Below are 15,895 nucleotides of genomic sequence, written 5' to 3' on the forward strand. Positions count from 1 at the left end.
CTATATTTTTCGCTCATGACTAGACATAGCCAAGCCCATAAGCATTACTGCTGCGCTTGTTGCAAGGTTCATTGATTCCGCTTTACCATAGATTGGGATAATTGAAATATTGTCAACTTGCTGCAATATTTCTTGAGGAAGACCACGCGCTTCGTTGCCAAATAAGATTGCTAAAGAAGAGCTGGTAAGCTCAGTATTTGCAAGAATCTTTGGGAAAGGCACAGGTTTCAGCTGATCAGTTCCGTAAATATCCGCTGCAATAACGCGAATATTTGATTTTTTAGCGTAATCAAACCAGTCTTGAACGCTTAATTGCACTACAGGAAGATGAAATAGTGAGCCAGCAGTCGAACGCACAAGCTTAGAATTCCAACGACTTACGCAATCGTCAACAAAAACAACAGCATCGCAGCCTGCAACATCTGCAACACGAATAATAGCACCCGCATTACCAGGATCTCTTACCTGCCAGCAAGCTGCAATCAAAAGAGGATTATTTGTATTGCCTGCTCGCTCAGAGCCTTCTGCATTCACAAAGTTTTCTGCACTAACAGACTTTTGCAAATTCTTAAACTCACCTACGTAAATCTCATCTAAAAATTGCGCATCGCTAACAGCAACAATTCCTTGCGAATCAGAACTTATTTTTTGCATAATACTTGATTCAACAGGATGAACATATAAATCTTTAGATAACGCTTCTTTAATAATTTCTTGCAAAGAAGAAGATTGATTAGCATCTTCTTCATTGTTAACGCAAACCTCTTTAGTAACGTAAATATCACTTATTGAATCTGAAGCGTAACGAACAGCCTCACGAACACTTTGAGGACCTTCAACCAAAAAACGCTTAGAAGCATGCGAGTTGCCTCGACTCAACGCTACAAGCCTACGCACACGCTCACTGTGTGGATTATCAATTAATTCTTTTAAGGGCATATTTACACTTTACTTCAAAAAACGAATGCAACACAGTTAAATAATAACCAAGCTTCAAATATTACTCGTGATGCTCAGAAGAACTAGAAGTGGTATAGCCTTCAGGCTCCAACTGAAAAGTAGTGTGCGAAACAGAAACAGGAAAATGCTCACGCAAGCAATCCTGAAGTTGGGAAAGCACCTGAGCGCATTGAGCCATAGTCATGTTCGGCTCCACAACTACGTGAGCCATAAAAATTGGCATGCCAGTAGAGACAGTGCTTGCGTGCAAATCATGAACAGCAAGAACATGCGGCACATGCTCTAAATGCTCACGAACTTTATCTAGATCAAGACCTTCTGGAGTTTGTTCAAGAAGAACCTTAACAGCATTCTTAAGCAACTTCAGAGCGCGCGGAATCATAAGAATAGCAATAATCGCGCCGGCAAGAGCATCAAAACCAGCCCAACCAGTGCTCATCATAACAATTGCAGAAATTACAACCGCCACAGAACCCAAAGCGTCATTCATAACCTCAAGGAATGCGGCTCGCATATTCATGTTGTCTTGCGATTGAGACATAAGAATTACAAGCGAAGCAAGATTTGCAGCAAGGCCGAGTATGCCGAAGAAAAGCAGTTGATTTACATCATGAATGCCTTGGTGACCACTTCCAAAAAGACGCATTCCAGCCTCAACAAGAGCATATACGCCAACAATTAGCAAAATAATAGCACCGGCGGCAGCAGTAATAACCTCAAGACGAGCCCAACCCCACGTGCGCTTACTACTTGGACGACGACGCATAAGAATTGCAGTAACAGTTGAAGCTGCAAGAACGGAAATATCTGTAAGCATATGGCCTGCATCAATAAGAAGCGAAAGAGAATTCGTAAGGAAAGAGCCGATTACTTCGGCAAAAAATACGATTGAAGTAATAGAAAGAGTAAGAAGTAATCGGTGCTGGTGGGTGTGACTTGCGTGGATTGCGGCAGCTTGGGAAGCTTCGTTGGCGTTGGTGGTGGTTTTGGTACCTGTGCTTGCGTTGGTATTGTCGCTTATTGAGTATGAATCAATGCCGCTAGTTGGAGTTACACCGTTATGATTATACACTTTCTAAGCCTCCTCTAAATACAGGAACGATATTATTTCTCAATATCATTCGCATTTTCTCTTATACGCAATGAACCCCAGCCGAAGCCGGGGTTCAAAATTGCTAAACTATCATATCTACAACTATGTAATCACACGCTGTCGACATAAGTGTGAAGCGTGAATAAGTGCAACCTGCCAAAATTTTATTTAATGCAACTTGTCAAAAGTTTATACAAAATAAAACGCGCAAATAAAAAAAAACGGCTAACGAAACATACGTAATAACAATCAAATAGAATATAGTATAACCTAGCTTGCGAAACTACAGATAGGAAACTTATGAGCAAGAATATTACGCGCGTTACTAAGCATAAAACTACAACTCGCTCTATTGTAAATACTATTTTGGGCATACTTATTACTCTCACAATGTCGGCATCACTATTTGCTGCTCCTGAGACTGCGTATGCTAGTGAAAATAAAGTAAACTCTTGCATTGCAGCAACTCAAAAATCTGACAATAGTACCAAAACGATTGCCGCAGGTTCTTGGTTTGACGGAGTTAAAAATTTTTGGAAATCGATTTTTAAAGGTAAAAATAAAGACGGAAAAAAGGATGAAAAAAGTGACAAAAAAGGAAATAAGAAGGACGAGAATTCAAAGAAACACATCGAAGTAGTAGACGAAAACGGATTAACAGCAGAAGAACGCAATAAAACAAAAGCCGATAACAAAAAGTCTAAGAAAAAGCAGAATCGCAAAAAGAAGAAAAATCGAAAAAATCGGAAACGCAAAAACATTAAAAATGGTATAAAACGCAAAAAGAAAACTACAAGGCGTAATCGCAAACGTGTTAATCGTAAAAGAAAAAATAGAGTAAAGAAAATAGTGCGTTCTAACACTAATCGCAATACCACCAATAGTGGAAATAATGGCGATAAAAATAAAAACACAGGCAATGATTCTAAACAAAATCAAAACCCTGCTCCAACACCAGCTCCAGCACCACAGCAACAACCACAGCAACAAGTTCAGACTCCTGCACCAGCTCCTGCACCAACACCTGCACCTCAGCAACAGACGCCACAACATTCAGGCGCAATAGTTGTTCATCCAGGTTCTTTCTGCAACTCAGGACCAGGAGTAGAAGCTGTATCAGCAAAAGGTGCGCCTATGGTTTGCAGCGACAATGGCGAAGGACGCACTCGCTGGCGCAGACGATAACGCAGATTACGTACTGCGCGAGTAACAATAAATCACACTTTTTCGTTACTAACGCAGTCTACGTACTGCACCAGTAACGCATGACCGTTGTTTTCTCAGTCTTCTGACTGAGTTAGTAACGGTATTTGGGCTATCAGTGTTACTTCCTCAGTTCGTTAGCTGAGTTTTTAACAGTGTTTTGGCGATTACCGTTACTTTCTCAGATACTTGACTGAGTTTTTAACAGTGTTGAGGCTTGTGGCTTATGCCACAGAATATTCATCAGCCTAGCTTTACACACTTTTTGGCCTATAACCCTGGAAACCCCCAAAAGTTAATCAAAAAAGCGCCGCACAGCTAAAACTGTACAGCGCTTTGTTTGTGCCTCCGGTGGGACTCGGACCCACAAGCCCGTAAGGGCGTCAGATTTTAAGTCTGATGCGTATGCCAATTCCGCCACAGAGGCAGCAATCAATTATTATGCCATACATCACTGCAAAGAACAAGCCGGCGCGTGGCGAAAACATAAACACACACTTACTAAACACTCGTCAAACATGCAGCTCCATCAAACACTTGTCAAAAACACTCAACTCAGCGTTCTAAACCAAGCAGCCTGCGACCCAAATCAAGCGTAATGCCATCAAGCAAACCATGTTCACTCGCCACAAAAGTATCCATCACCCCACCATGATCCTCGTACGCAGCTTTTGCCAAACGCTCAAGCACGCGACTCCACACCACAGCTCCGCCGCCAACAACATCAACGCGCCCAGGGTGAATCGTCGCATACGAGCGCCTACGCTCACGCGTCATGCGCAAAAATCGGTTATTAACCGCGTACGCCTGATCAAGCCCAATTTTAACTCCGTCAACAGCCGAGTGATCATAATGCTTCAAGCCCATTGTCAATGCAGCCATTGTAGTAACAGTTCCAGAAACTCCAATAATAGTGCGCACTCGCCCAGCAGGGACAACTTTGAAAGCTTCGTCAATATGCTTGTCAACGTCATCAATTGCAGCTTGGATTTCGTCTTCAGTAGGCGGATCAGTATGCAAATGACGCTCAGTCATGCGCACAGAACCAACATTCATCGAATATGCTGCAGCAACCTTGTGAGCAGGCAAACTCTCTCCATCCCCTCCAAGCACAAGCTCAGTAGAACCTCCGCCTAAGTCAACTACAAGATACGGCGGCTGCAAATCATCGCGCGAAACAACGCTAGTTGCTCCAAGAAAACTAAGCGACGCCTCTTCCGTACCACTAATAACTTCAGGTCGAACACCTAGCTCATCAACCATCATCTGCTCAAAAATTTCACGATTTTCAGCATCTCTTGTAGCCGAAGTTGCCACAAAACGAATCGCATCAACCGGATGCTCTTTTAACACCTGCGCAAATTCGTGCGCAGCATCACGAACTCGCGCTAAAGCATCGTCAGCAAAGCGGTGCGTTTCGTCAATTCCCTGCCCAAGTCTAACAACGCGAAGCATTCTAGGAACAATATCTTTCATTCCATGTTCAGAAACTTGCGCAATTTTAAGACGAATAGAATTAGTTCCACAATCAATTGCAGCAACAGTCACAGATTTTTCTTCACTATTACTACCAACATTTTTTCTAGTATTTTTTATACTATTTTTTTCGTCCACAACAACTTCCGTTTCTTCAGCATCACAATCATCGCTCCATGGAGTTGTGCAACGGCACACGTTTGGATCAAACTCATCCTTAATTCTCTCCAACACCATGTCACCAATAGGATTCACACCTTTGCCCATTACCAAGGTTTGCGCAAGCAAAGCGTGCAAGCATTTCACGCGCACAGGCATACCACCTGCACTCATATCACTAATATGCTCTTCACTATCTCCCAACGAAACAGCCAATGCATGACGGAATGCCAAATAATACTTATGCGCCTGCTCATACTGCTTCTTAACAACTTCGTCCGTCTGCAACAATTCGTTAAATTCTCGCATAAGACCGTTTGCCTCTACATGAGACACTGCTTTTACAGCTTCGGGACTTGTTAAATAGCAAGTAGTTGGAAATGGTGTGCCATCTTGCAAACACGGCCTTGTTATAACCGCAAGAGGCCGGCCACAAACGCAGCGCGCACCAACAGCAACCATTCCCCTCGGAAATCTTCCAAGCTGCTTCTGAACAATCGCACGTTCAGCATCGCTTGCTGGCGTTTTAAGTAAACGCTTTACAGCATCTTCTGGAGAGTAATGATTATTGTCATTTTTTTGCATAATATTTGAACTTTCTGGCATATTTATTTTTCCCAGCACAGCTTTACTGTAATTTTATTGCAATGGCAAATTATCTGGCTTGTCTGCTTTGTGTATTGCATACATCAAATCACTATACCAAGGTAGAACAGTACGATTCTTAGTTTCGCTATTTTCCTGCGCAAACGCATTAGGCAATGTGCCTCTTACAGCTTCAGGATGCTCCACTCTAACTGCCTGTTCCCCTGGAAAAACAAAACCAAGACGATCTCGAGCCTGAGCTGCAATATATGATTTATCTTTCCAGCGTTCAATATTATTGTCGAGTGTACGTTTTTGCTCTTTTAACGTACTTTCTTCGCGCTGCAATACGTGAAGTTCAGCCAAACTTAGAGCATAATTTCTAACTGTAGAAATGCACTCAATTGAACCGACTGTAACTATAAAAACCATGAGTAGAAAAACAAGCGGTCCTGAAAATAGTCGACGCTGCTGCATCGGTGACTGTGTTTCTTCACCTGCTGCTTTCGTACGGCGCTTCCTCATAACCATACATTCTAAATTACTTGATGTATTCGACGTGAAAAACACAATAATAATGGTCAGTTACTAAACAGCAACTGACCATTACTACCTAATTATTTCGTTAGATTACTTTTATAATATTCCGATATAATATTTCGATATATTACATCGCTATATTACTTTTAGATTATTTTAGATTATTTTGCTTGAGCTTTACTTAAGATCGTATCTGCAGAATGCTGCAACTTTTGCAATTCTTCTTCAGTTAGATCAAGCTTGCACTGCTTTACAATACCTTCGCGACCCACGATTGCTGGGTAAGAAAGATAAGAATGGTATTCCTCGCGATAGTTCGAAACAGGCATCTGCTCTTTAGAATCCGAAAGAACAGCGTTCACCAAGCGCACTGCAGCGGCAGCAATACCGTAATTCGTGTACTTCTTGCCATAGAACACCGTAAAGCCACCTTGGCGAGTTTCCTCATCAACAGCGTTCAAATCAATATTCTTTTCTTTTGCAAGCTCAGCAATTGGCTGTTCGAGAACCTTAACTGTTGACCACGCAACAAACTGTGAATCGCCATGCTCACCCAAGCTATAGCCCTTCACTGCTTTTGGATGCACTCCGAAGAATTTGCCAACAGCGCGATGAAGTCTTGCAGAATCAAGCAAAGTTCCAGTACCAATAACTTTTTCATAAGGAAGACCAGTTGTTTCTTTATAAATCTGGCAAATAGCGTCGCAAGGATTCGTAATATCAACTAAAACACCATGGAAGCCAGAAGCTTTAATCTTTGCGCCAACTTCTTCAACTTGAACACGATTATGTTTAAGTTCTGCGAAACGATCAGGATTTGGAACGTCTAAAAGTCTAATATTGCCCATAGCACTTACGATAACTTCAACATCTTTCAAAGCATCGTAATCATTGACAGTAATGTTTACGTTAAAAGGCAAATTATCCATTGAATCCTCAAAATCCAATGCATCAGCCTTAACCTTAGCTTCATTCTTGTCATACAGGTATAACTCGTCGGCGTAACCACCAACAACAAGCTGGTGAGCAACAGCTGCACCAACATTTCCCATACCGATAACTGCTACTTTTCGCATAATGAAACATCTCCTTCTGTTTCGAGTTTCTCACAAAAATATCACCATTATGCTGAGAATGAAAGTAAATTCAAAAAAATTTTTTGCGTGTCTTGATTTTTTCAAAAATATTTACAAAAAACGGCCAGCCGAAAACACGACTGACCGTTTAAACTTAAAGACTTAAGAAGATTTAAGTTACTTAAAAGTAGAAAGTTACTTCATATACTTCTTGCAAGCCTTGAATGCACTGTAACCAGCGTACTGAGCGGTAGAACCAAGCTCTTCCTCAATCTCAAGCAAGCGGTTGTACTTAGCAATACGCTCGCCACGAGCAGGAGCACCAGTCTTAATCTGGCCGGTGTTCTTAGCAACGGCAAGATCAGAAATTGTGGTGTCTGGGGTTTCACCAGAACGGTGAGAAACCATAGAGGTGAAGCCATTCTTGGTTGCAAGTTCAATAGCGTCGAGGGTTTCGGTGACGGAACCAATCTGGTTCAACTTCACGAGCAAGGAGTTAGCTGCACCAAGCTCAATACCCTTAGCCAAACGCTTTGGATTGGTGACGAGCAAATCATCGCCAACGAACTGCAAACGATCACCAAGACGCTTGGTGATTTCTGCCCAATCATCCCAGCCTTCTTCCTGGAATGGATCTTCAATGGAAACGATTGGATACTCGTTGATGAGCTTCTCGTAGTAATCAAGCATGTAAGCAGATTCGCGCTCTTCGCCATCGAAACGATACTTACCAGTTTCCTTGTTGTAGAACTCAGAAGAAGCAACGTCAAGAGAAATACCAATCTGCTTGCCTGGCTCGTAGCCTGCGGCTGCGATTGCATCCATGATGTACTTCAAGGAATCCTCATTGGACTTCATCTTTGGAGCGAAGCCGCCTTCGTCGCCAAGACCAGTAGCCAAGCCTTCCTTCTTCAAAACATTCTTCAAGGTGTGATAAACCTCAACGCCAGCGCGCAAAGCATCGCTGTAGGTTGCGAAACCGTATGGAGAAATCATGTATTCCTGAATATCGGTTGCGAAATCAGCGTGAGCACCACCGTTCATGATGTTCATGTTTGGAACTGGAAGAATGTGGCCATTGGTGCCGCCAATGTAGCGGTACAACGGAAGCTGAGCAGACTCAGCAGCAGCGTAGAGAGCAGCGAGGGAAACGCCGAGAATTGCGTTAGCACCAAGCTTGCCCTTGTTTGGCGTGCCATCAAGCTCAATCATTGTTTCGTCAAGAGCGCGCTGATCGGTGGCATCCATGCCGATAACCTTAGGAGCGATTACTTCGTTGACAGCCTTAACAGCTTCCAACGTGCCCTTGCCCTGATAACGGGACTTGTCGCCATCGCGACGCTCCCAAGCTTCTGCCTCACCAGTAGAAGCACCAGAAGGCACTAAACCAATACCCTGAGCGCCATCTTCGGTCTCCAAATAAACCTGAACAGTAGGATTTCCACGAGAATCCAAAATTTCGCGTGCATATACGCTTTCAATAGCTGCCACAACTACTCCTTTATACTATGGGTTGTGATGACTCTTTTAAGATTAGTGCGTTTTATGGACGTTATATTGTATTTGCAAGTGTTTATGCCGAGAACGTTCACGTGTCGCGAATTTGTACGTTTTGTCCATGCCTGTGCGCCATAATAGCGAACTGACACGGGGTGCAACCTTACGCATTCATATGATTTTGCGGATATTGCTGAGAACATACCCGTCGAACCTGATATAGCTAGTACTATCGAAGGGATGTCGGATGAATATCCACTTTCGCGAGCGCAAAACTGAATGTATTGCAAACAGCAAGCAAGCGAATAAGAAAGCAAATAAGTCGTTAAAATCTTTTAGCGCTTGGCTTTCTACAATAGTTATAGTTTTTTGCTGGTTTATTATTACGCTCGGTCCTGTTGAAAACCGCGCTCTGCCTTCACCGTTCGAAGTTATTAAAGCTTTCGTAGATTTACACAATGAGGGAATACTGTGGCCGTCTCTTGCAATAAGCATTTTTAGGGTTGTTGCAGGTCTTCTTTTGGGTATTGCGTTTGCACTTCCTGCCGGAATTCTTTCTGGAGGAAGCGCAATAGGTGAAACAATAATAAACAAGCCTAGCCACATGATACGTTCAATACCGTTCCCTGCTCTAGCTCCTCTTCTTATTATTTTTCTTGGCGTTGATGAGCTTATGAAGATTATGCTTATTGCAGTGGGCGTTTTTGGCCCTATGTATGTAAATATTCGCGATGGTGTTCGTAATATTGACCCTCGCCTTATTGAACTAGCTAAGGCTTATCATATTAAAAAATCTACTATTTTCACCACTATTTTTATGCGCGGAACTCTTGCTAATTTTATGACTGGATTGCGTTTTTCTATTTCCGTCGCATGGGTTGCACTAGTTACTTGCGAAACAGTTAATTCTTCTATTGGAATCGGCTATATTCTTTCGAGAGCGCAACAATTCTTTAGGCCGGATCAGATGATGGCTTGCATAATTATGTACGCAATTGCAGGTCTTGGATCCGAAATTACGGCAAATATTTTCGAATACTTACTCATGCCAGAACGAAGAATTTCCTAAAAATAAACACAATAAACAATAAACACAAGATAATAAACACAAAAAAGGAGCCAACTATGGTTAATTTCAAATTAAAAAGCGCAAGCAAGCGTGCTATTTGCGCATTGTGTGCTCTTTGCACAGCAGTTGCACTAGCTTCATGCGGAAGCGCTCAGAAATCTTCAAGCAACGCGTCTTCAGCAAAAGAAGATACTGGCACTATGCGCGTTGCTTATCTTTCTACAGCAAACTATTTAACTACATTGAAGAACGAAAAGTTCTTGCAGGAAGAGTTTGGAAAGTCTAAAGTCACTTACACTGGTCCTTACACTCCAGTTGATGGACTTACTGCAGTAATGAGCGGTAGCGCAGACGCAACAACTACAGGAACTGGCCGTTTTATTGATCTTATTGCCGAAGGTCAGCCTTGGGTTGCTTTTGCTCTCGAATACTACAATGGTGATTCTCAGGGAATTGTAGCATCTGCAAAAAGCGGCGTAAAAACCTTAAAAGACTTGTATGGAAAGAAAGTTGCTATTATTCACAATGGCGACACCGGCGACTACATGCTTCATCGCGCTTTCGATAAAAGCGGTTTAGACGTTTCTAAAGTTCACAAAGTTGAAATGAGCCCTAAAAACTTCCAGGCTGCTTTCTCTTCTGGACAGATTGACGCAATTTCTTCGTTCGACCAGAATCTTGCAGCAGCTATGACAACTCCTGGTTCTAAGTTGCTTGTAAACGCTAAGAAGTACGGCAATATGAACGTTACTATTCATATTGTTTCTAGAAGCTTTGCTAAGAAACATCCTGAACTTGTGAAGAAAATGTATAAGGCTCTTGTGCGCGAAGCAAAGAAGTCTCACAAGGAAAAGAATGTTATTGGCAACGCTTATAAGCAGCTTGGTGCGTCTGACACGATTATTAAGCAGATTGAAAAGTTTGATAATCCAACAATTAGACCAATCGACGCTAAAGGCTTGGAAATGATGAAAGTTCAAGCCAAGGAATACGTTAAGTACGGTTTGATTAAGCAGGCTCCAAAGAATTTGGATGATTCTGTAATGGACTGCAGCAAGTAAACGTTATTACCTAACTAAAATACGACTATGTTTAAGAGCATTTTTCATAAGCGTCACGATGCTGAAGTTTTGGAAGAATCTACTTACGAATCGAATATTAACGATAGTGATTACTGCGTTAGTATGGAGAATCTTGGTATTTCTTTCGCATCTTCAGAAAGTAAAAATACAGAAGATAATTCTGCAACTAATTCTTCTTTCGTATTGAAAAACATTACGATGAGAATTAAAAAAGGCGAATTTGTGTCGCTTATTGGTAGATCCGGTTGCGGAAAGACGACGCTTTTGAAAATAATTTCAGGACTTCTTACTCCTACTGAAGGCAGCATTTACGCCACAAGTCGTCAGGCTATTGGTTTTCAGGACGCCAGATTAATACCTTGGCTTTCTGTGAGCAAAAATGTTGTTTTTGGTATGGAAGCAAGTAAGCAAGAGCTTAAGGATATTGCGCATTTAGCGCTTTGCCAAATGCAGCTTGAAGACTACGATAACAAGTGGCCATCTCAGCTTTCTGGCGGCCAGCAGCAGCGCGTATCTTTAGCAAGAGCTTTAGTTAGAAATCCTGAATTATTGTTGCTTGACGAGCCTTTTGGTGCTTTGGATGCTCTTACTAGATTCGATATGCAAGATTTGCTTAATAAGCTTCAATCTGAATACGGCTGGAGCACGCTTATGGTTACGCACGATATTGCGGAAGCTGTGAGACTTTCTGACCGAATTCTTATGATTAAAAATGGTGAGATTTATAAGCAATGGCATATTAATCGCGAGAATCTTGACGCTCAAAATCGTCCATTAAATCATAGTGAAATAGAAGATGAGCTTAGAGAAGCGTTACAATAAGTAAACTCGAAAAAAATTGATAAAGGCGACTGCAAAATAAGCGGCCGCCTTTATTTATAAAATAAACACAAGCTAATTCACCAAGCTAAATCTTCAAGAAGTTGACGCACCCATGAAAGTATTTCATGCTCGCTCATTGCGCTAGTTCCAAGCGAAGATTCAAAAGGCGCTGGAATAATAAGCATATGAGTAACAGGACGATACTTTGCTCCGCGGTAAATTCTTTGCAAACGCATCCACAACGACTCTTTTGGATCGACGCCAACAACTCGCACTGTTTTTCCTTGAGAACTAATTTGCGTAATACCAAGCTCTCGAGCCTTAAAACGCAAGCGAGCAACATCACACAGCGCGCCAAACGCTTCAGGCGGCTCACCAAAACGATCCAACAACTCGTCATGAAGATCCTTCAAATCGTCATCATTACTTGCGCAAGCAAGCTTACGGTACACTTCCAAACGAAGCTTGTCGGAAGCAATATAATCAACCGGAATCGAAGCTTCAATAGGTAAATCAATACTCACAGCCACAGACTCAACGCGCTCTGGCTCCTTATACTGCTCAACAGCTTCTGAAACCATGCGCACGTAGAGATCAAAACCGACTCCCTCAATATGCCCACTTTGCTCATCGCCAAGCAAATTACCTGTGCCACGCAGCTCCAAATCTTTCATAGCAACATCAAAACCAGAACCTAAAGCCGTGTGCTGAGCAATAGTTGCAAGACGATCGTGAGACTGCTGAGTCATTGGCTTAGTTGGATCATACAAGAAGTAAGCGTATGCGCGCTCACGTCCTCGCCCAACTCGCCCACGAAGCTGATGCAATTGACTTAAACCAAATCTGTCGGCATGATCAACAATAAGCGTATTCGCATTAGAAATATCAAGTCCGGTTTCAATAATCGTAGTGCAAACGAGCACGTCAATATCTCTATGCCAAAAATCGCGAATTACAGCATCAAGCTGCTTTTCACCCATTTTTCCGTGCGCAATAGCAACGCGCGCATCCGGCACAAGCTCGTTAATTTTGTTTGCAACAGAACTAATATCTTCTACGCGGTTATGAACATAAAAAACCTGTCCTCCGCGCAACAATTCTCGCTTAATACAAGCTGATACTTGCGAATCTTCATAAGCGCCAACATAAGTCAAAACTGGAAGACGGTCTTCTGGAGGCGTAGCAAGTGTAGACATTTCACGAATACCAGTTACAGCCATTTCAAGAGTTCTTGGAATTGGCGTTGCAGAAAGGCTTAATACGTCGACGTTTGTGCGCAAAGCTTTTAACGTTTCCTTATGCTCAACGCCAAAACGCTGCTCTTCATCTATTATGACTAAACCTAAATCTTTGAATTTTATACTCGGGTTCAAAAGTTTATGAGTTCCAATAACAACGTCAACGCTTCCGTCTTGCAATCCGCTTAAAGTTTCGTCAATTTCTTTAGCAGTTTGGAATCTACTCATTGCAGCAACTTTTACAGGGAATCCTTCAAAACGATTCGTAAAAGTTTCGTAATGCTGTTGAACAAGCAATGTTGTTGGAACAAGAACAACAACCTGCTTAGAATCCTGAACAGCTTTAAAAGCTGCACGCAACGCAATTTCAGTTTTTCCAAAACCAACATCGCCGCAAATTAAGCGATCCATCGGCATTGGTTTTTCCATATCTGCTTTTACTTCATCAATAGTTGTCAGCTGATCGGCAGTTTCTTGGTAAGGAAATGCGTCTTCCAACTCTTTTTGCCAAGGAGTATCTTTACTAAACGCAAAACCGCGAGACTGCTGACGCGCGGAGTAAAGTTTAATAAGATTTTCCGCAATTTCGTGAACATGCTTTTTAGCTTTTGCCTTAGTTTGAGCCCAATCCGAGCCTCCAAGCTTATTAAGTTTTGGTATTTCGGCACCAATATATTTGCTAACTAAATCAAGCTGATCTGTTGGAATAAATAATTTATCTGCAGGAGCGTTACGTTTACTTGGCGCGTATTCGATTACTAAATATTCACGAGTTGCAGTTCCACCAGTTACTGCAATATTTCGCTGCTTCATGCCAATAAAACGACCAATACCATGCTGCTCGTGTACTACAAAATCTCCAGGCTTTAGTTCCATTAAGTCGATTGCTTTGCGCCTGCGTTTTGGCGTTTTTAATTGTGTTGAAGCAGAAGATTTACCAGTTAAATCGCGCTCTGTAAGCACAGCTATACGCGCTTTTGAATCAATAAAACCGTCGCTTAAAGAAGAACGTACTGTAGTAAAGTTTGCAACTCCTGTTGTTCTAACAGCTCTTCTTAATCTAGAAAGAGTACCAGAAGCTGCTGCAGTAATAGTTACATCAAAACCGTCATCTATAAGAGATGATATTCCGCCTGAAACTTTCGAAGAATCTCCCCTAAATTCTTCAGGAGCTTTAACAGGTAAAGAGATATTTCCTGCAAGCGTATCGTCTACGCCGAATGATGTTAATTTCCAAACATCATGATTAGAAAATTCTAATGCAGAAACAGTTTCGTCAAAATCTAAGAAATTAGCTTGATCAAAAGTAATAGGAGCTCCCGCCCCATGTCCGGAAGCTGCAACATGCCAGCTGGCTGCCAAAAACTCGTTTGCAGTGGACGTAACATCTTCTGCTGCTCTTCTGCATTTTTCCGGGTCAGATAGCATTATTACAGCATTTTTAGAAAACATGTTTTGCACTGATTCCATGTTGTCAACTAATGCAGGCAGCAAGGATTCCATACCTTCTACCGGTATAGAATTTGCAATGGATTCAAGCATGTCATCAGCATTGGGAATAACACCAATAAGAGAGCGGGCACGCTTACAAATTTCCTCTGTAAGTTGCAGTTCTCTACAAGGAGTTGCCCAAAGTTTTTCAATATTATTTCCGTATGTACGCTGATCTGAAGCATGGAATTGCTTCATTGTGTCAATTTCGTCACCAAAAAATTCAATACGCACCGGATGTGTCATTGTTGGCGCAAATACGTCAATAATTCCGCCTCGAACAGCAAATTCTCCACGCTCCATAACCAAATCAACGCGCGTGTAAGCATTTTCCACCAACCGCTTAGTTGCGTCTGTAATAGAAAGTTCTTTTCCACACTCAAAAACTAGCGGATCTACATCTCCAAGTCCTGAAACTACTGGCTGAATAAGAGATCGAACAGGAAGAACAAGAACTCGAATCGGTCCAAATAAAGAACTACCTTCTTCTGGATGCTTAAGCCTACGAAATACTGAGATTCTGCTCGCAACAGTATCTGCGCGAGGTGAAAGACGCTCGTGAGGCAAAGTTTCCCATGCCTCTAGTTGTGCAATGTCTTGCGGATTCCCCATATACCAGTCACGAATAGATTCAGTGAAATCTGCCGCATCTTTGGCTGAAGGAACAATAACAACAACAGGCATATTCTCTGCAAGAGAAGCTGCAAGAGCCGGTCGCACTCCAAGAGGCGCTGCAATATTAAGCTCGCCACTTTCTGCAGGTTTTTGAAACTTGTTAATTGAATCAATATTATTTTTCGATAATGCACGAAATATTTCATCTTTACTGCATAAATCTAGCAAAATATCATGCAAATTGATTGATGATTCTTCTGTTTCAATATTTTTTAATTTTGCAACCATTTGTATTGACCTGTTATCAGCGGCCATTAAAATGCTCCTGAGTTGCTGCAAGCCCTCGGAAAATAACGCTTTCTGCAGCATCAGCACCGTCAGCTAAGAAGTTAGGAAGCTCAGATTTTTGAGTTCCACCAAAGCCGCCAAGCACCCAATTTACAGTATTATCATGTGCATGAGCACCACGCTGAGCATGACCTACGCCCATGCGAACGCGAGCATATTGTTGAGTTCCAAGGGATCTGTCAATAGACTTAATACCATTATGGCCACCTGCGGAACCGCCAGCTTTTACTTTAATTCTGCCAAAATCTAAATCCATATCGTCGTGGATTATAACAATATGATCCGGCTCAATCTGATAGTAGGAACTTATAGATGAAATAGCAGCTCCTGAATTGTTCATAAAAGTTAGCGGCTTAGCAAGGAAAAACTTAGCAATTTTCCCATCCAGATTCATCACACCTTTGCCAAGTTTTGCTAAACCTTTGTGGTCTGCAAGAGACACCGACCAGCGCTCTGCAAGCACATCCGCTACCATAAAACCCATGTTGTGACGCGTGCCTTCATACTTTGTTCCAGGATTTCCTAAACCTGCAATAAGCCAAAAATCAGATGCCATACATCCCCACCCCAATTCGCATAGGTAGCCAACAACAAAACGGGCGCATCGATTGAAGCTGGATTTCCAACTACCCGATACGCCC

General features: G+C 42.2%; 12 protein-coding genes, 1 tRNA gene and 1 riboswitch. Of the genes, 4 read left to right on the top strand and 9 right to left on the bottom strand.

The window, feature by feature from the left end:
* Complete coding sequence (locus tag HXT52_RS03150) at window positions 1–939, bottom strand: TrmH family RNA methyltransferase (protein ID WP_421775686.1); 939 nt, start codon at window positions 937–939, stop codon at window positions 1–3.
* A gap of 61 nt (window positions 940–1,000) precedes the next feature.
* Entirely contained in the window at window positions 1,001–1,981 is a 981-nt protein-coding gene (locus HXT52_RS03155) for a cation diffusion facilitator family transporter (RefSeq protein WP_419185073.1), read from the bottom strand.
* Window positions 1,982–2,353: 372 nt separating this feature from the next.
* On the opposite strand from HXT52_RS03155, the gene HXT52_RS03160 reads away from it, so the two are divergent.
* Entirely contained in the window at window positions 2,354–3,238 is an 885-nt protein-coding gene (locus HXT52_RS03160; protein ID WP_421775687.1) for a hypothetical protein, read from the top strand.
* 361 nt (window positions 3,239–3,599) lie between these two features.
* Here HXT52_RS03160 and HXT52_RS03165 read toward each other — a convergent pair.
* The 5 genes from HXT52_RS03165 to eno all read right to left on the bottom strand — a co-directional run bounded on the left by HXT52_RS03165 (window position 3,600) and on the right by eno (window position 8,583).
* A tRNA-Leu gene (locus HXT52_RS03165) sits at window positions 3,600–3,683 on the bottom strand.
* Window positions 3,684–3,811: 128 nt separating this feature from the next.
* Window positions 3,812–5,476 carry a DUF501 domain-containing protein gene (locus tag HXT52_RS03170; RefSeq protein WP_119521397.1) on the bottom strand — a complete coding sequence of 555 codons (1,665 nt, stop codon included), beginning with the start codon at window positions 5,474–5,476 and terminating at the stop codon, window positions 3,812–3,814.
* Window positions 5,477–5,530: 54 nt separating this feature from the next.
* Window positions 5,531–6,007 carry an FtsB family cell division protein gene (locus HXT52_RS03175; protein WP_421775688.1) on the bottom strand — a complete coding sequence of 159 codons (477 nt, stop codon included), beginning with the start codon at window positions 6,005–6,007 and terminating at the stop codon, window positions 5,531–5,533.
* 170 nt (window positions 6,008–6,177) lie between these two features.
* Window positions 6,178–7,092: an L-lactate dehydrogenase gene (locus HXT52_RS03180; RefSeq protein WP_421775689.1), complete on the bottom strand. Its 915-nt coding sequence runs from the start codon at window positions 7,090–7,092 to the stop codon at window positions 6,178–6,180.
* Window positions 7,093–7,287: 195 nt separating this feature from the next.
* Window positions 7,288–8,583: a phosphopyruvate hydratase gene (gene eno, locus HXT52_RS03185; protein ID WP_004111411.1), complete on the bottom strand. Its 1,296-nt coding sequence runs from the start codon at window positions 8,581–8,583 to the stop codon at window positions 7,288–7,290.
* Between the two features lie 147 nt (window positions 8,584–8,730).
* A riboswitch (TPP riboswitch) is annotated at window positions 8,731–8,847 on the top strand.
* Here eno and HXT52_RS03190 point away from each other — a divergent pair.
* The 3 genes from HXT52_RS03190 to HXT52_RS03200 all read left to right on the top strand — a co-directional run bounded on the left by HXT52_RS03190 (window position 8,837) and on the right by HXT52_RS03200 (window position 11,562).
* Complete coding sequence (locus HXT52_RS03190; protein WP_004136055.1) at window positions 8,837–9,658, top strand: ABC transporter permease; 822 nt, start codon at window positions 8,837–8,839, stop codon at window positions 9,656–9,658. It overlaps the preceding riboswitch by 11 nt.
* A 56-nt stretch (window positions 9,659–9,714) precedes the next feature.
* Window positions 9,715–10,719, top strand: coding sequence for an ABC transporter substrate-binding protein (locus HXT52_RS03195; protein WP_004136053.1), 1,005 nt, complete (start codon window positions 9,715–9,717; stop codon window positions 10,717–10,719).
* Between the two features lie 27 nt (window positions 10,720–10,746).
* Window positions 10,747–11,562, top strand: coding sequence for an ABC transporter ATP-binding protein (locus tag HXT52_RS03200; protein ID WP_004136051.1), 816 nt, complete (start codon window positions 10,747–10,749; stop codon window positions 11,560–11,562).
* A 77-nt stretch (window positions 11,563–11,639) separates the two neighbouring features.
* Here HXT52_RS03200 and mfd read toward each other — a convergent pair whose 3' ends face one another.
* Window positions 11,640–15,221, bottom strand: coding sequence for a transcription-repair coupling factor (gene mfd / locus HXT52_RS03205; RefSeq protein ID WP_421775690.1), 3,582 nt, complete (start codon window positions 15,219–15,221; stop codon window positions 11,640–11,642).
* Window positions 15,211–15,810 (bottom strand): aminoacyl-tRNA hydrolase, encoded by a 600-nt coding sequence (pth, locus tag HXT52_RS03210; protein ID WP_410313344.1) that lies wholly within the window; start codon window positions 15,808–15,810, stop codon window positions 15,211–15,213. The genes mfd and pth overlap by 11 nt, the downstream gene beginning before the upstream one ends.
* Window positions 15,811–15,895: the final 85 nt, after the last annotated feature.

The sequence above is a fragment of the Gardnerella sp. KA00288 genome (assembly GCF_049244085.1).
Taxonomy (GTDB): Bacteria; Actinomycetota; Actinomycetes; order Actinomycetales; family Bifidobacteriaceae; genus Bifidobacterium; species Bifidobacterium greenwoodii.

Excerpts from the sequence above, each read along its gene's own strand:
- HXT52_RS03170 (WP_119521397.1), bottom strand. The coding sequence starts at position 5,476 with ATGCAAAAAAATGACAATAATCATTACTCTCCAGAAGATGCTGTAAAG.
- HXT52_RS03180 (WP_421775689.1), bottom strand. The coding sequence starts at position 7,092 with ATGCGAAAAGTAGCAGTTATCGGTATGGGAAATGTTGGTGCAGCTGTT.
- pth (WP_410313344.1), bottom strand. The coding sequence starts at position 15,810 with ATGGCATCTGATTTTTGGCTTATTGCAGGTTTAGGAAATCCTGGAACA.
- HXT52_RS03195 (WP_004136053.1), top strand. The coding sequence starts at position 9,715 with ATGGTTAATTTCAAATTAAAAAGCGCAAGCAAGCGTGCTATTTGCGCA.
- HXT52_RS03160 (WP_421775687.1), top strand. The coding sequence starts at position 2,354 with ATGAGCAAGAATATTACGCGCGTTACTAAGCATAAAACTACAACTCGC.
- HXT52_RS03190 (WP_004136055.1), top strand. The coding sequence starts at position 8,837 with ATGAATATCCACTTTCGCGAGCGCAAAACTGAATGTATTGCAAACAGC.
- mfd (WP_421775690.1), bottom strand. The coding sequence starts at position 15,221 with ATGGCCGCTGATAACAGGTCAATACAAATGGTTGCAAAATTAAAAAAT.
- HXT52_RS03200 (WP_004136051.1), top strand. The coding sequence starts at position 10,747 with ATGTTTAAGAGCATTTTTCATAAGCGTCACGATGCTGAAGTTTTGGAA.
- HXT52_RS03175 (WP_421775688.1), bottom strand. The coding sequence starts at position 6,007 with ATGGTTATGAGGAAGCGCCGTACGAAAGCAGCAGGTGAAGAAACACAG.
- HXT52_RS03150 (WP_421775686.1), bottom strand. The coding sequence starts at position 939 with ATGCCCTTAAAAGAATTAATTGATAATCCACACAGTGAGCGTGTGCGT.